A 16,468-nucleotide genomic window follows, 5' to 3' on the forward strand; every position below is an offset into this window, starting at 1 on the left:
ACCCCTTTATGGTACAGATCCTTCTAAGTTTTGTGAACGGAGGCCGAGTAAATTTGCTCTACAGATTTTGAAAGCGTACTACAGAAATCGTCTTCCTCCATGAAGACCCTTAATTCTTCGGTGAGCGCACGAGAGAAGCTAGCAATTATACCACGTTGCTTTGCGAGCCGCCGACAAGCCTCGGCGCGTGAAAACCCTCCGGAGAGGGCCACGACTCGGACTACTCGCGGGTGATCAATCAGCGGTGCATAGAAATTCTGCACGTCAGGCAATGTAAGCTTCAGTATAACCTGCGAGTCCTCCGTCATGGCGTCCAGGGTAGCTGTTAGTTCCGCTAAAAGTATTTCCTCCGCAGCTTGCTTGTAAGGGCTTTCGATCGAGATCTCCGGCTCAACGATTGGCATCAGGCCATGCGCTGCGATTGTAGCCGCAGTCGCAAATTGCTGGTTCACAAGAGTGGCTATACCTTTTTGATCTGGAAAATTTATCAAGGAGCGCATTTTAGTGCCATAAACACCGAGTTTTGTGGCACGCTCAAGAACCGAGTCCAGATTGGGAATCGGCTTCATTAGATTAACACCATGAGTTTCGGCTTCAAGGCCCTTGTCAACTTTAAGGAACGGCACTACAGCGCGCTCTTCCCACAGATAACTCGGGACTGGTCGATTATTGACAAGCCCGTTCATCGTCCCCTCGAAAAGAATCGCACCTATTATACTCGCTCCGGTAAAAGCGGGAGACGATATAATACGTACCCGCATGGCGTGCATCAGACTGAACATCTGTGCTTCATCTTCAAAGGAGTCTTCGGGTATGCCGTAATGGCGCAGTGCATTAGGAGTCGAGCCTCCACTCTGATCTAGAGCGGCGATGAACCCGTCAGCTTTGATTCGCGCAGTCATCTCAGTCTTCAACATGGCCATGCTTCCCGTTTTAATTTCCGCCCATAGCATCCCTTGGAGCTATCGACGCACAATAACAAGTGAGGGCTCGCCAGATTGCGGCGAGGGCTGAGGAATGTGCAAGGGACTTGGCACCGGATGCAATTATTGCAAATGTAACACAATAATTCCCGATCGATGTAGACAAGGCCTGTAAAAAAAGCTTTTGGTGAGCTCGTGGCTTTCCGCAGGTAGATTTATGGGGCTCCGTCGTCGATTCCGGAGATGGGCGCCGGATGCCTGAGGTGCTGCTAATCAAATAGTTGGGCCTATTCGAACGAGCTTGGGCCAAACCGAAAATGAGGAAAGATGTGATAATGAATTGGGACATCCTTTCTTCGTGCGTTCGCAAATCTGATAAGATAAGAATATCAGCAATGACGCAGCAGAATTCGCGTTAGGTCTCGGATAATCGTTTGGCTTTTTATTGATGAGTCTCGCTTGATTTTTCAGTTATTGCAACGCATTTCAGGATGACATCGAGAGTTTGTCTATCGGCGTGGTCGATTTATTGTCTATGGACCGAACACTTGCTTGTCTCAATATGCTGATGTATTGGCGTATCTTGATGTGATTTTAACGCATAATTTGTTTATTCTCTTCGGGAGATACTAATTTATGGTCGGCTTGAGTTGAGTGGTGAAACTTATAGGATCTTCTGAAAGTACTAGTTCCAAAAGGGATTTTTGATTGCAATGAGCGGTGCTGACACTCCCGCCAAGGCGGCCCTGGCTGAGATCGATACGCTCAGCATCAACACGATCCGCACGCTGGCAATCGACGCGGTGCAGAAGGCCAATTCCGGTCATGCGGGCGCGCCCATGGCGCTGGCGCCTGTCGCCTACACCCTGTGGAACCGCTACCTGCGCTACGACCCGGCGCATCCGCACTGGCCGAACCGCGACCGCTTCGTGCTGTCCTGCGGCCACGCCTCGATGCTGCTCTACGCCCTTCTGCACCTCGCGGGCGTCGCCGAGAGCGACGGCGGCAACGCCCCGGCTGTGTCGCTGGAGGACATCCGGAAGTTCCGCCAGCTCGACAGCCGCACGCCCGGCCACCCGGAATACCACTTCACCACCGGCGTCGAGACGACCACCGGCCCGCTCGGCCAGGGTGTCGCCAACTCGGTCGGCATGGCGATGGGCAGCCGCTTCCTCGGCCAGCACCTGAACCGGCCGAACCTGCCGCTGTTCGACTACAACGTCTACGCAATCTGCTCGGACGGCGACCTGATGGAGGGCGTCGCCTCGGAGGCCGCATCGCTGGCCGGCCACCTGCGGCTCGCCAACCTCTGCTGGATCTACGACGACAACACCGTCACCATCGAGGGCCACACCGAACTGGCCTTCGGCGAGGAGGTGGCGACCCGGTTCCTGGCCTATGGCTGGCAGGTGCTGCGCGTCGCCGACGCCAACGACGTGCATGCGCTCGCGGGTTCGATCGAGACGTTCCTCGCAACCAGCGACCGGCCGACCCTGATCATCGTCAAGTCAGTGATCGGCTACGGCGCGCCGAAGAAGCAGGGCACGTCGAAGGCGCATTCGGACGCGCTCGGCGAGGACGAGGTCAAGGGTGCCAAGCGCGCCTATGGCTGGCCGGAGGATGCCCAGTTCCTCGTGCCGGACGGCGTGCAGGAGAACTTCCGGGACGGGATCGGCAAGCGCGGCGCCGGCCTCTACGATTCGTGGCAGGACCTGCTGACCAAGGCCAAGGAGGCCGATGCCGATCACGCCGAGGATCTGAACGCCTTCCTGGAGGGCCGCCTCCCGGATGGCTGGGAGAAGGACATCCCGGTCTTCGAGCCGGACGCCAAGGGTCTCGCCACCCGCGAATCGTCCGGCAAGGTGCTCAACGCCATCGCCGAGCACGTGCCGTTCCTCCTCGGCGGCTCGGCCGATCTGACGCCGTCCAACAAGTCGAACCTGACCTTCGAGGGCGCGGGCTCTTTCGGTCCGTTCTCGCCGGGCGGCCGCAACCTGCATTTCGGCGTCCGCGAGCACGCCATGGGCTCGATCGTGAACGGCTTAGGCCTCTCCGGTTTGCGGGCCTACGGCGCGACCTTCCTGGTCTTCGCCGACTACATGCGGCCGCCGATCCGGCTCGCCTCCCTGATGGAGCTGCCGGTCTTCCACATCTTCACCCACGATTCGATCGGCGTGGGGGAGGACGGGCCGACCCACCAGCCGGTGGAGCAGCTTCTGTCGCTGCGCTGCATCCCGGGCCTCGTGACCCTGCGCCCGGCCGACGCCAACGAGGTTGCCGAGGCCTACCGGGTGATCTTCTCGTCGAAGAACCAGCCGGTGGTGCTCGCCCTCTCCCGCCAGCCGCTGCCGACGCTCGACCGTACGAAGTTCGGCGCGGCTTCGGGAACCGCCAAGGGGGGCTACGTGCTGGCCGACTGCGAGGGCACGCCGGAGGTGATCCTGCTGGGCGCCGGATCCGAGGTGCAGCTCTGCATCGGCGCCTACGAGGCGCTGAAGGCCGACGGCGTGAAGGCCCGGGTGGTGTCGCTGCCGTCCTGGGAGCTGTTCGAGCGGCAGGATCAGGCCTATCGCGACTCGGTGCTGCCGCCGGCCGTGAAGGCGCGGGTGGCGGTCGAGCAGGGCAGCGTGATCGGTTGGGACCGCTACGCCGGCACCGAGGGCGCGATCATCGGCATGCACACCTTCGGGGCCTCGGCGCCGATCAAGGATCTCCAGACCAAGTTCGGCTTTACCCCCGAGAAGGTCCTGGAGGCCGCCAAGGCACAGGTGGCCAAGCACAGGAAATAGGCGGAGCACCGTACCCCTCCCTCCTGCGGAGCGGGGTCAGGGTCGGAGGTCGTGCAGGTTCGAGCGCCCAGGTTCCGTCTGCACCACCCCCACGCGGGATCTTCGATCCCCAGACTCCTCCCCACAAGGGCGAGGAGAGCGCGTTCCGGGGCCGGGACGCGGTACGCGAGACGAGGAATCGACATGAACGCGCTCAAGGCCCTGCACGACGAACAGGATCAGGCGGTCTGGCTCGACTTCGTGGCACGCGGCTTCGTCGCGAAAGGCGAGCTGAAGCAGCTCGTGGAGCGCGACGGCCTGCGGGGCGTCACCTCCAACCCGTCGATCTTCGAGAAGGCGATCGGCCACTCGGACGAGTACGACGACAGCCTGAAATCCGTGCAGGCGACCGGCGACAGCCGCGTCATCGACCTCTACGAAGGCCTCGCCATCGCCGACATCCAGGCCGCCGCCGACGTGCTCCGCCCGGTCTACGAGGCCAGCGACGGCGCCGACGGCTACGTTAGCCTGGAGGTCTCGCCCTACCTCGCCCTCGACACCGAGGAGACGCTGAACGAGGCGCGGCGCCTGCACAAGGCCGTCTCCCGCGACAACCTGATGGTCAAGGTGCCGGCGACGCCCCAGGGCATCCCGGCGATCCGGCAACTGACCAGCGAGGGCATCTCGATCAACGTCACCCTGCTGTTCTCGCAGGAGGCCTACGAGGCGGTGGCACGCGCCTTCATTGACGGTCTCGACGAACGCGCGAAGGCCGGCCACGACGTCTCGCGGATCGCCAGCGTGGCGAGCTTCTTCATCAGCCGCATCGACGTGCTGGTCGACAAGCTCCTCGACGAGAAGATCGCGCAGGCCAACGACCCGGACGAGAAGATCGCCCTGGAGCAGCTCAAGGGGAAGGTGGCGATCGCCAACGCCAAGCTCGCCTACCAGCGCTACAAGAGGATCTTCGCGGAATCGAAGTGGACGGCGCTCGCCGAGAAGGGCGCCAAGGCACAGAGGCTGCTCTGGGCCTCCACGGGCGTGAAGAACAAGGCCTATTCCGACGTCCTCTACGTCGAGGAGCTGATCGGCCCGAACACCGTCAACACCATGCCGCCCGCAACCATGGACGCGTTCCGCGATCACGGCGTGGTGCGGGCGACGATCGAGGAGGACGTGCCCGGCGCCGAGGCCGTGATGGCGCGCTTGGCCCGGACGGGCATCGACATCGAGACAATCGCCGAGCAGCTGGTGCGGGAGGGCGTTCAGCTCTTCATCGACGCGGCCGACAATCTGCTCGGCGCCGTGGCGGGCAAGCGCGCGGCGCTGCTCGGCCACCGGCTGGACGGGCAGAGCCTGGCGCTCGACGAGACGCTGGCGAACGAAGCGAAGAAGTCCGTCGAATCCTGGCGCGCGAGCGGCGCGATCCGCCGGCTCTGGGCGGGTGATGCCACCGTGTGGTCGGGCCACGACGAGGCGAACTGGCTCGGCTGGCTGCACATCGTCGAGGAGGAGCTTGAGAAGGCCGCCGATTACGCCGCCTTCTCCGAATGGGTGAAGGGCCAGGGCTTCACCGACGCGGTGGTACTGGGCATGGGCGGGTCGAGCCTCGGCCCGGAGGTGCTGAGCCTGACCTACGGTCCCCGCGAGGGTTTCCCCAAGCTTCAGATCCTCGACTCGACGCATCCGGATCAGGTGCGCGCCCTCGAAGCGAGCATCGATCTGGCCAAGACCTTGTTCATCGTCGCGTCGAAGTCCGGCTCGACGCTGGAGCCCAACGTGTTTCGCGACTACTTCCTGGGCCGCGCCCAGGAGGTGCTCGGTGATCGGGCCGGCGACCATTTCGTCGCGGTCACGGATCCGGGCTCCGACACGGAGCGCGCCGCCAAGACGGACGGCTTCAAGAAGATCTTCTATGGGGTGAAGCAGATCGGCGGGCGCTACTCGGTGCTCTCGGCCTTCGGCCTCGTGCCGGCGGCCGCCATGGGCCTCGACGTGAAGGCGCTCCTCGAGACGGCACGGATCATGGTTCGCTCCTGCGGGCCGGTGGTCCCTCCGGCGGTGAACCCCGCCGTCCTGCTCGGCACCGCCATGGGCGCGGCGGCGCTCGCGGGGCGGGACAAGGTGACGGTCATCGCCTCCCCGGCGATCGACAGCTTCGGCGCTTGGGCCGAGCAGCTCATCGCGGAATCGACCGGCAAGCAGGGCAAGGGCCTGGTGCCGGTGGACGGCGAGCCGGTCGATGTTCCGGCAGTCTACGGCCGCGACCGGTTCTTCATCTACCTGCGCCTCGATGGCCAAGCCGAGGCGGCGCAGGACGAGGCCCTGCGCGCCTTGGAGCGGGACGGCCACCCGATCGCCCGCATCACCCTCGACCGGGTCGAGCAGCTGCCCCAGGAATTCTACCGTCTGGAGATGGCCACCGCGGTGGCGGGCGCGGTGCTCGGCATCAACCCGTTCGATCAGCCGGATGTCGAGGCCAGCAAGGTCGAGACCAAGAAGCTGTTCGCGGAAGCCGAGGCGAGCGGCGCCCTTCCCCCGGAGACGCCACTCTTCTCCGACAACGCGACCGCCCTCTACGCCGACCCGCGCAACGCCGACGGCCTGAAGCAGGCCTCGGATGGCCTCGAGGCGGCGCTGAAGGCGCAGCTCGGCCGGCTGAAGGACGGCGACTATCTCGGGTTGCTCGCCTACGTGCCGCGCAATGCCACGACCGCCGGCATCCTGCAGGAGGCACGGATCGCCATTCGGGACGCCCGCAAGGTCGCGACCTGCCTGGAATTCGGGCCGCGGTTCCTGCATTCCACCGGTCAGGCCTACAAGGGTGGCCCGGATACCGGCGTGTTCCTCCAGATCACCGCGGACCCGACGCAGGACCTGCCGATTCCCGGCCGCAAGCTCGGGTTCGCCACTGTGGTGGCCGCGCAGGCGCGGGGCGATTTCGCGGTGCTCGCCGAGCGCGGCCGCCGGGCGCTGCGGGTGCACATCAAGGGCGATCTCGAGACCGGACTGAAGCGTGTCGCGGCGGCGCTGAAGGCGGCCGTCGCTTGACTGCCTTTCGCAACCTCGTTGAAGGGCGAAGTTGCAGGTGGAAGTGGCGCGGAATGCACCATGCTACTCCTTTCTAATAATCCCGCTATCTCTAACCGTTACGGTAAGGGAGAGGGAAAGTTCTCGCGGAGATCAGTGATGCAACTCGGCATGATCGGCCTCGGCCGGATGGGCGGCAACATCGTCCGGCGGCTCCTGCGGGACGGCCACACGGCCGTCGTGTTCGATCAGAACCCGGCCGCGGTCGCCGCCTTGGTCGAGGCCGGAGCGGTCGGCGCGTCGAGCCTGGAGGATCTGGTCTCCAAGCTGGAGGTGCCGCGCGCGGCCTGGGTGATGCTGCCGGCAGGGGCGATCACCGAGGAGGCCGTCCAGACCCTCTCAGGCCTGATGCAGTCCGGCGACTGCATCATCGACGGCGGCAACTCGTTCTACGGCGACGATGTCCGCCGCGGCCTCGCCCTGAAGGAGAAGGGCCTGCACTATGTCGATGTCGGCACCTCGGGCGGCGTCTGGGGGCTGGAGCGCGGCTATTGCATGATGATCGGCGGCGACACCGAGACGGTCGACCGCCTCGACCCGATCTTCAAGACCCTGGCGCCGGGCATCGGCGACATCCCCAAGACACCGAACCGCGACGGCCGCGACCCGCGCGCCGAGCAGGGCTACATCCATGCCGGGCCGACCGGCGCCGGCCATTTCGTCAAGATGGTCCATAACGGCATCGAGTACGGCCTGATGCAGGCCTACGCGGAGGGGTTCGACATCCTCCGCCACGCCAATTCCGAGGCGCTGCCGGCCGAGCGCCGCTTTGACCTCAACATGGGCGACATCGCCGAGGTCTGGCGGCGCGGCAGTGTCGTCTCCTCCTGGCTCCTCGACCTCACCGCCCAGGCGCTGGCCGGCGACGAGCAGCTCACGGATTTCTCCGGCTACGTCGAGGATTCCGGCGAAGGCCGCTGGACCATCAACGCCGCCATCGAGGAGAGCGTGCCGGCCACGGTGCTGTCAGCCGCCCTGTACCGGCGGTTCCGCTCCCGCGAGCACGAGAGCTACGCCGACAAGCTCCTGTCGGCGATGCGCAAGGGCTTCGGTGGCCATCAGGAGCCGAAGAAGTAGCCCCGTGCTGTGTCTTTCCCAAATAAACTCCTTACGCATAAATAAGAGGCATGATGACTGCCGAGCTGGAGGCAAGTGTCCTGGAAATCTTTTTAAATATAATTATACAAGTTAATATATATAGATTACATATAAAACAAACCGTTAGTTCATTGTGCGCTCAAATCAAAATTCAATCATAATTTATATATTTCACATGGAAGTAACAGTAGATATGCGTGTTATTGAATTCAATAAGTGAGACCTATTTCCAGCTACGGGGATTATCTATGAAAAAACTTCCGCCAGATGTTGGCCCTAAACACCCACAGGTAGTGGTTCTTTTTGGTGCGACCGGAGATTTGTCGAAGCGTAAACTACTGCCCGGACTGTTTCATCTTGTGAGTTCAGGTTTTATAACAGCGTGCCGTATCATTGGTGTTTCTCAAAGTTCCATTGATGCCGAAGGTTTCCGGCGCTTGGTTCGAGAAGCGTTGCACGATTTTGCCACTCGCCCGGTTGATGAAAGAGCTTGGAGTTTGTTTGCCGAAATACTGGATTACGTTCCAATTGCCGCTGGCCCAAGCGCATTGCGTGAAGCGGTGCAGCGAGCACAAGATAGTTTGCAGGCTGAGAGCCGCCTCCTGCATTACCTTAGCGTCCCACCTAACGCTGCTCTCTCGACAGTGGAGACGCTTTCGAATGCGGGCCTCAGCCAGCATTCGCGCATCATAATGGAGAAGCCGTTCGGTACCGACCTTCGCAGCGCAGTCGACCTAAATCGACGCTTGCAAGCGGTGTTCGATGAGGATCAGATCTACAGAATCGACCACTTCCTAGGTAAAGAACCGGCTCAAAACATCTTGGCTTTTCGCTTTGCGAATGGGCTGTTTGAGCCCATCTGGAACCGCAATTTTATTGATCATGTGCAAATTGACGTACCGGAGACGCTCGGGGTTGGGCAACGTTCAGCCTTTTACGAAGCAACCGGGGCGTACCGCGATATGGTGGTAACGCACTTGTTCCAGATCCTTGGCTTTATGGCAATGGAACCACCAACTTCACTCGAGCCACTTCCGATATCCGAAGAAAAAAATAAGGTTTTTCGGTCGATAGCATTGCTTGATCCACGCGAGGTGGTCCGCGGGCAATATGTCGGATATCGCGATGAATCGGGGGTCAATCCTCAATCCGACACGGAGACATTCATTGCTCTTAAGTGCCGAATTGATAATTGGCGCTGGGCTGGAGTACCGTTCTTCCTGCGAACAGGCAAGCGCATGGCAGAAGGACGGCGCATTATCTCTATCGCGTTTCGAGAGCCTCCGAAAAGCATGTTTCCAGCTAATTCTGGGGTCGGCGCACAGGGGCCCGATCATCTTACATTCGATTTGGCTGACGCTTCAAAGATGTCTCTGTCATTTTACGGGAAGCGCCCGGGGCCAGGGATGCGGCTCGACCAGCAGAGTCTTGAATTCTCTATGTCTGACACGGGCATGATCGACGATGTTCTTGAAGCCTACGAGCGTCTGATTCTCGACGCCATGCGTGGTGATCGGACCTTGTTCACCACCGCGGAAGGTGTGGAACGGCTTTGGGAAGTTTCTACACCACTGCTCGATGCTCCGCCGCCGGTGCGCCTTTACGAGCCGGGTTCGTGGGGGCCAAAATCAATTCATCAGTTGGTCGCCCCGTTTGCGTGGCGTTTGCCCGTCGAGAGGACGTGATAACGCATGGTTTGCTGGGAAGTGGACTGCATACTATTGCTACGCCAGTGCACTGAATCAGGCGGATGGTGTGACGTCCCGCCGTCGCTTTGGTCCGACCTGAGTGCGAGTTTTCCGGTTTTGTGAGACCCTGATGGGAGGAGCAGAGCCGTGAAATAGAGCAGGTACACCGAGGAGCAGATCGCCTTCGCGCTGAAGCAGGCCGAGACTGGCACTCCGGTCGCGGAGGTGCTGCGCCGGACGGGCATCTCCGAGCAGACGCGTCTCACGCTGGAAGAAGCTCTACGGCGATCTGGGCGCGGGCGAACGGCGCCGGCTGAAGCAGCTCGAGGACGAGAACCGCAAGCTCAAGCAGCTCGTGGCCGATCTGAGCCTCGACAAGCACATCTTGCAGGTCATGCTCGCAAGGAGGCTCTGACGCCTGCTCGGCGACGCGAGCTCGTGCACCAGGTTGGACTTGCTTCGCAAAAGTGGCTCTTCGTCATTTCGTGTGGATCAAGGAGCCAGGAGCACGCGTCGGCGCAGGAGGTCGAAGCCGGCCCGACCGTACATCAGCCGCTTGATCGACTTCAGTTTCGTGATCTGGCCTTCGGCCTGGGCGTTGCTCCACGGCGTGGTCAACGCCGTCCTCACCGCAGCCGCGTCAACGACGAGCCCGCTGGCGAAGGTCTGCGCGGCTCGGATGCCGCTCGCCTTCGCCTCGACGATCCAGGCCTCGAAGGCCGCCAGACGTCGGATGCCGTGTCCGGACGATCCGTTTTCCTTCGTCCCGGCCTCGCGCACGAGCGCGATGAAGCGCTGGACCAGCCTGTGCAGCGAAGCCGCGTCTGGATCCTGCACGATGCGCGCGAGAAGCGCGCCATCGATCGGGCTCAGCCGATCCGGCGCCACCGTCATGATCCAGGCGAGGACCTTCGATCCCGGCAAGCGCGCTCGCCGTGCCGGCAGCTCGGCCGAGCCGGTGCCCGTCACGAGGGGAACGGCGTTGCGCCAGCGTCGCGGCGTCGTGATCGCGAGCTTCGTCCGTCGACTCTGCAGCCATTTGTGGACCTGCCGCGAGCCGCCCGCATAACCGAGTTCGCGCAGCTCTCGAACGAGCTGCAATCCGTTCTCGCAGCCCTCGGCGCGGCGGCGTTCAAGATAAGCGAGCCAGGGGTCAAGCTGGCTCGGTCCGATCCGCCGTTCGCTGCGTTCCGGGGCAGCATCCATGGAGGCGTAGCGCCGCACCGTTCCCGGTGCCAGCGGGATCGCGCGGGCAATCGCCATGATCGACTCGCCGGCCGCGCGCCGACGCTGCACCTCCGCATGACGCAAGGCCCTCCAACGTTGCGCCTCCCGCGCGGCAGCCTGGTCCGTGCGGCTGCGCGGGAAGGCGTGATCGCGGACGCGAGCCGCCGAGCCAAGGGCTACGACATCGACGCCATTCGGCGGAAGATCGATGCAGCTGGGGCCGCGCCCAACATCCTGCCAAAGGTCAACCGCCGCTGGAGGCCGTGCTTCTCACCCTTGCTCTATCGAGGGCGCAACGCCATCGAGCGCATGTTCGGCCGCCTCACGGACTTCCGCCGCATCGCCACCCGCTACGACCATCAGGCGACCAACTATCTCGCCGCCGGCTGCCTCGCCATCATCAGCTACTGGTTATGAGTCCGGATGGTAGTGGGGCGCGATGACACCCGAACCCAGAGTGCCGCCCGTGAAGCGACGCACCACGGAGTAGGTCATCCTCGGAGCAGCCCAAGCGGCAGGGCGCCCGCCTTCGTACCGATCCTCCTCGATGAACCTGACTCTGCGTCAACCGCATCGCCGTTTCAGGCAGGCATCCCTCCTCAGGGCACCCCTGCTGCCGGGATAGAGTTAGATCTGGGCCCGACGCCACGGTGCGTATCGAAGCGCAGGCTACATCTTCCAGCTGCTTCAGCCGCCGAATCCCCGGCATCTCCACGCCGAAGATGTACTTTATTCAGCGGAAACATATCGGCTCAGACACATCAATGTTCCGGCAGGACTCGTCCGCCGTCGCGCTCTTCTCTGCCAGCCGCAAAGCAAAGGTAAGCCGTTCGTTTGTGAAGCCTTTGTGGGGCGTGGCACCCATCCTACTTCAGAGTTCAGAATGCCAGAAAAACTTGCGCTCAGCGCGGGCTAGTTTTTCGGGTCGAGGTCACGCGCTATGGAGAGCTACCGACTGAATCCGTCGAACCCTCCAGGGCTATCTGTTGTTGACGTCTAAATTTTGTTTTTTGTTTCTGCAATTCATGGGTGCTGGCTGGTAGAGTCCCGACAGCCAAGCCCCAGGCACTCAGCTGTTCACGTCAGCCAAAACGTCTCATCGAGGAAATTCGCGTTCACGAACAGAGCTGAAAAATCAGCGGACACCCTCCACGGGCAAAGTAAATACATATCCGATGCCACGTTCCGTGCGAATGATGTTGGGAGAAGTCGGATCCTGTTCGAGTTTCCGTCTGAGCCGAAGTATTTGTACGTCGATGCTTCTGTCAAAGACATTTTCATGCAGTCTTGTCGATTGCATCAGAAACTCGCGAGTGAGCGGCCGTTGAGGTGCATCTAGGAACGCAACCAGAAGAGCATACTCTCCCTTCGTGAGATTTACCTGCTTTCCAGATGGCGCCGCCAACTTCCGACGGCGCCGATCCAGAAGCCACCCACCAAAGCTACTTGTCTCCTGCTTAGGCCCCCGTCCATTGTCCGTCGACGGAGTCTCGACACGCCGTATAATAGCCCTGATCCGGGCCAGCAGTTCACGCAGGCTGAAAGGCTTGATTAAATAATCGTCGGCGCCAAGCTCAAGTCCTAATACCCGGTCGACCTCATCGCGTCGATGTCCGGTCATTATAATGACAGGTAGATTATCCCGTGCGCGCAAGTCTCGCAATAAGTCGAGACCATTCTCTCTACCAAGGTGACGACTCAAGATTATGAGATCGAACGTAACGCTGTCGAGCAGCCGTTGCATGTCCCGTCCGCTGTCTGCGACGGTCACTGCGAAGTCGTTCGCTTCTAGATAGGCGCGTATCGCGCGCTGCATCTCCTGATCGTCGTCGACCACAAGTACGTGCAAAGTACGAGCAATAACGTTCGGGATCTCCATCGTGGAATTTGACCTTTGAAGGCCGAAGGAACAACAGCCCCTCGGTTTCGACGTTCAGATGCTCTACAGGAAAAGCCCAGTTTTCTTCGTTCCAGACTTTGTTAGAAAACACGATACTCGTCGATATTTAGCTTGCCCCGCGATGCACGACCGATGGCCAAACAGCTGTTTCTAATAAGTTGCAAAATTTCTGGATTGATCTGGCAGGCATGCAAGAGTCGTTTTGGGATCCCTCGGCTAGTCTTAGGGAATTAAGGCATTGAGCCGGTCGATTACCTGCACTGGCGCAAGGTCGGGATACTCGTCAGGCTGACCCGTGCGGTTCACCCACACCGGCGTGAAGCCGTAGGCCGCCGCTCCAGCCACATCCCATCGATTGGACGACACGAACACGATCTCCCGTGTTTCGAACCCCAGCCGCTCAAGCACGAGGTCGTACGCGCGCGGGCTTGTCTTAAAAATCCCGGCAGGGTCGACCGACAACACCGCGTCGAGGTGATCGTGAAGCGCCGCGCTCCTGACCGCCATGTCGAGCATCGCCGTGTCGCCGTTGGACAGGATCCCGGTCTTGAGCCCCTTCGCGCGAAGCGCGTCGAGGGTCCCGGACACTTCCGGGTAGGCGTCCAGTCTTCGGTACGCCTCCAGAAGGGCCGGTCTCAAGGAAGGGTCCACATCCGGATGGCGAGCCAACGCGTAATCGAGCGCCCGCTCCGTCAATGTCCAGAACGCCGTGTACCGGCCACACAGCGAGTGCACCCAGGAATACTCAAGTTGCTTCTGACGCCAGGTGTCCGAAACCGACTTCGCGTCGGACCCGACTGAGCCGGCATGGCGCTGCACGGCAGAATGGACATCGAGCAAGGTGCCGTAGGCATCGAAGACGACGGCGCGGGCGCCGATCAGGACATCAGGCGTGGACATCATGGCCTCCTGGAAGGGTGGGGTTGAACTCAGACCGACCTGACCTCTCCTCCGTCCATCCGGAGCACGGTGCCGGTCATCCAATGCGCCGCCGGGGAGACGGCGAACGCCACCACATCCGCGATCTCCTCAGCTGTCCCGAAGCGGGTGATCCCGGCCTGGTTCAGGAAGCCCTGTTTCGCCTCAGCGATGTCGATTTTCTTAGCCTCGGCGGCCTTCTCGAGCATCGCAGTGCGACGGTCGGTCATGACCGCACCGGGCGACACGCTGTTGACCTGCACGTCATCCACGATGCCGCGTTCCGCGAACGCCTTAGCCAAGGCCTCTATGCACGCATTGATCGCGCCCACAGCCGCTGCGGCCGCCTTCGGGGTCACGGCGGCGTTGCCCGACATGAACACGACCGCGCCCCGGGAGGCCTTCAGGGCATCCCACGCCTGAACGGTGAGGCGCCGAGCTCCGTGAAGCTTGAGTTCCAGGCCCGCATGCCACTGCTCGTCCGTCATCTGGAAGATGTCCAGCCCGGGAACCGCACCGGCGATGTTGACCAGCGCGTCGATGCGCCCGAACGCGGACAGGGTCTGCTGGACGACGGTCGCGGCCGCCGTCGGCTCGGCGAGATCGAGGTCGATGACGAGGGCTTCGGACCCGGCTTCCCGAACAGCCGAGGCCGCCTCTTCGAGCTTGGTGCGGTTGCGCGCCACCAGCACGAGCGCCGAGAAGTCTTGGGCCAGGCGCACCGCCGTGGCTCGGCCGATGCCCTGGCTGGCACCGGTCACGATGGCTACCGTCTTGGTCATCTGGATCTCCTCGGATCAGGCTCAGTGCACGACGACCATCTTGCCGCCGGCCGCGTTCGCCTCCATCAGGCGGTGGGCCTCTCGGACCTCGTTGAAACCGAAGATGCGCACGGGCTTCACATCGAGCCGCCCAGCAGCTGCGTCCTGGGCGATCTGGCCCAGTGGGACATCGGCGAGCGGGAAGCCCGGCGTCCCGAAGACAAAGCTGCCGAAGAAGGTCAGGTAGACGCCGCTCGCCATCTGCAGCAGCGGGTTGAAATCCGGGATCGGGTCGAGGCCGCCGAGCCAGCCGGCGAGGCACGAGCGGCCGCCGCGGCGAAGCATCGCGAGCGAGTCCAGGACGACGCTGTTGCCGACGAGATCCAGAACCGCGTCGATCTGTTTCGCATCTGAGATGTGCTTCGACAGGTCCGGCCGCTCGATCTCGCAACGCTCGGCACCCAGCGCCTGCAGCTTGGCAAACCGATCAGGGCTGCGCGTCGTGGCCACGACGCGGGCGCCGGCGTTCACGGCCATCTTGAGGGCGGCCTGCCCGAACGACGAGGTCGCGCCGCGGATCAGCAGAAGCTGACCCTTCTGGATTTCGAGATTGCGGAACAGGCAGGTCCAGGCGGTCGCGTACGTCTCTGGGATGGCCGCGAGCTCGGCCCAGGGCAGGTCCGCCTCGATCAGCGCGACGTTGCCGACCGGGGCACGGGTGAGCTGGGCGTAGCTGCCGTTGATGGTGCGCCCGAGGCCCCCCATCAGTGCCGCCACCTTGGCGCCGACCGGAAACTCGCCGCCGGGACACGATTTGACGATACCGACGCACTCGATGCCCGAGACCGGCGCCGCCTCGGCCCATTCGCCTCGACGCATGTGCACTTCAGCATGGTTGATGCCAAAGGCCTTGATCTCGATGACGACATGGCCAGCGAGCGGCTCGGGTTCGGGGATGTCCCTGTAGGCCAGGACGTCGAGGCCGCCGAAGCCGTCCAGGACGATGGCGCGCATGGCAGTGTTCCTTTGTGTGGGGCGCCGTTCGGGCGCGTGAGGTTGGGCCGGCCGCGCGCCGGCCGTATTCCGCCTCAGAGTTCAGGCGAGAAAAGCCCGGATCGCCGCAGCGATCTCGGCCGCATGGGTCTCCAGCGCGAAGTGGCCTGTCTCGAAGAAGGTTACCTGCGCGTCCGGAATATCGCGCCGGAAGGCTTCTGCGCCCGCCGGCAGGAAAAACGGATCGTTGCGGCCCCAAACGGCGAGAAAGCTCGGCTTGTGGGCACGGAAGTAGGATTGGAAAGCTGGATAGAGGGCGACGTTGCTCTTGTAGTCGCCGAATAGATCGAGCTGAACCTCGTCGGCGCCGGGACGGCTCAGATAATGATTGTCGAGCGAGTACCCATCCGGCGAGACGAGGGTCGGGTCGGGAACGCCATGGGTGTATTGCCAGACCGTCGTCTCCGGCTTCAGGAAGGCTCGAAGGGCCTCTCGGTTGGCTTGAGACAGGTCCTGCCAGTAGGCGCGGATGGGGTTCCAGCCCTCACTCAGTCCCTCCTCGTAGGCGTTGCCATTCTGCGAGACGATGCCGGTGATCCGTTCTGGATGCTTCGCGGCGATGCGGAAGCCCGTGGGTGCGCCATAATCGAACACGTAGATCGCGAACCGGTCGAAGCCGATCACCTCAGTGAACCGGTCGACCACCGAAGCGACGTTGTCGAAGCTGTACGTGAAGCGATCCCGCGCCGGCATGTCTGACAGACCAAACCCGGGCAGATCCGGCGCCACGAGGTGGAAACGGTCGCTCAGCAGCGGGATCAGGTCGCGGAACATATGCCCCGCGGTTGGGAAACCATGGAGGAGGAGCAGCTTCGGTGCGCCGGGGCTGCCCGCCTCGCGGAAGGCGATCCGGAAGCCGTCGACGTCTGCGGAGTGGTATCGAACATTATGCATCGGCCACTCTCCTCGTAACCTTTCCGACCAGATTTTTGAGGTTAAACATCGACCCGGCTAACCTGTCAATAGCCAACGATCTGGTTATTGGGGGAGGGTGCGGCGGCGTGACGCGAAGGGCGTTCGTCAGGGGCTGCCATGCACGTCG

Annotated in this window: 10 protein-coding genes and 3 pseudogenes; 6 read left to right on the forward strand and 7 right to left on the reverse strand. The window is 62.2% G+C overall.

Annotation, left to right across the window (positions count from 1 at the left end; all coding sequences use genetic code 11):
- Nucleotides 1-23: 23 nt before the first annotated feature.
- Nucleotides 24-917, reverse strand: a complete 894-nt coding sequence (locus PQI07_RS31365; protein ID WP_274928789.1) for a fructose bisphosphate aldolase — start codon at nt 915-917, stop codon at nt 24-26.
- A 719-nt stretch (nt 918-1,636) separates the two neighbouring features.
- Between PQI07_RS31365 and tkt the strand changes: the two genes are divergently transcribed.
- From tkt to PQI07_RS31390, 5 genes and pseudogenes are all read left to right on the forward strand, one after another.
- A complete protein-coding gene (gene tkt, locus PQI07_RS31370) occupies nt 1,637-3,712 on the forward strand; it encodes a transketolase (protein ID WP_274928790.1) in 2,076 nt (691 codons plus the stop codon).
- 183 nt (nt 3,713-3,895) lie between these two features.
- A complete protein-coding gene (locus PQI07_RS31375; protein ID WP_274928791.1) occupies nt 3,896-6,742 on the forward strand; it encodes a bifunctional transaldolase/phosoglucose isomerase in 2,847 nt (948 codons plus the stop codon).
- 138 nt (nt 6,743-6,880) lie between these two features.
- Nucleotides 6,881-7,858: a phosphogluconate dehydrogenase (NAD(+)-dependent, decarboxylating) gene (gnd, locus tag PQI07_RS31380; protein ID WP_274928792.1), complete on the forward strand. Its 978-nt coding sequence runs from the start codon at nt 6,881-6,883 to the stop codon at nt 7,856-7,858.
- 269 nt (nt 7,859-8,127) lie between these two features.
- Nucleotides 8,128-9,564 (forward strand): glucose-6-phosphate dehydrogenase, encoded by a 1,437-nt coding sequence (gene zwf / locus PQI07_RS31385; protein WP_274928793.1) that lies wholly within the window; start codon nt 8,128-8,130, stop codon nt 9,562-9,564.
- A gap of 180 nt (nt 9,565-9,744) precedes the next feature.
- Nucleotides 9,745-10,017: pseudogene (locus PQI07_RS31390) on the forward strand (transposase); the annotation flags it as partial.
- A gap of 42 nt (nt 10,018-10,059) precedes the next feature.
- Here PQI07_RS31390 and PQI07_RS31395 read toward each other — a convergent pair.
- Nucleotides 10,060-10,974 (reverse strand): annotated as a pseudogene (locus tag PQI07_RS31395) (transposase); the annotation flags it as partial.
- On the opposite strand from PQI07_RS31395, the pseudogene PQI07_RS31400 reads away from it, so the two are divergent.
- Nucleotides 10,966-11,211, forward strand: a pseudogene (locus PQI07_RS31400) (IS5/IS1182 family transposase); the annotation flags it as partial. The pseudogenes PQI07_RS31395 and PQI07_RS31400 sit on opposite strands and share 9 nt — an antisense overlap.
- Before the next feature lie 718 nt (nt 11,212-11,929).
- On the opposite strand, the gene PQI07_RS31405 reads toward PQI07_RS31400, so the two are convergent.
- The 5 genes from PQI07_RS31405 to PQI07_RS31425 form a co-directional block, all read right to left on the reverse strand.
- Nucleotides 11,930-12,673, reverse strand: coding sequence for a response regulator (locus PQI07_RS31405; RefSeq protein ID WP_274928794.1), 744 nt, complete (start codon nt 12,671-12,673; stop codon nt 11,930-11,932).
- 243 nt (nt 12,674-12,916) lie between these two features.
- Nucleotides 12,917-13,594 (reverse strand): haloacid dehalogenase type II, encoded by a 678-nt coding sequence (locus PQI07_RS31410; RefSeq protein ID WP_274928795.1) that lies wholly within the window; start codon nt 13,592-13,594, stop codon nt 12,917-12,919.
- Nucleotides 13,595-13,623: 29 nt separating this feature from the next.
- Nucleotides 13,624-14,394, reverse strand: a complete 771-nt coding sequence (locus PQI07_RS31415; protein WP_274928796.1) for an SDR family oxidoreductase — start codon at nt 14,392-14,394, stop codon at nt 13,624-13,626.
- A 21-nt stretch (nt 14,395-14,415) separates the two neighbouring features.
- Nucleotides 14,416-15,387 carry a zinc-binding alcohol dehydrogenase family protein gene (locus PQI07_RS31420; protein ID WP_274928797.1) on the reverse strand — a complete coding sequence of 324 codons (972 nt, stop codon included), beginning with the start codon at nt 15,385-15,387 and terminating at the stop codon, nt 14,416-14,418.
- Nucleotides 15,388-15,468: 81 nt separating this feature from the next.
- Complete coding sequence (locus PQI07_RS31425; protein ID WP_274928798.1) at nt 15,469-16,320, reverse strand: alpha/beta fold hydrolase; 852 nt, start codon at nt 16,318-16,320, stop codon at nt 15,469-15,471.
- Nucleotides 16,321-16,468 lie beyond the last annotated feature (148 nt).

Origin of the sequence: Methylobacterium sp. 092160098-2 (assembly GCF_028920805.1) — a bacterium.
GTDB lineage: Bacteria > Pseudomonadota > Alphaproteobacteria > Rhizobiales > Beijerinckiaceae > Methylobacterium > Methylobacterium fujisawaense.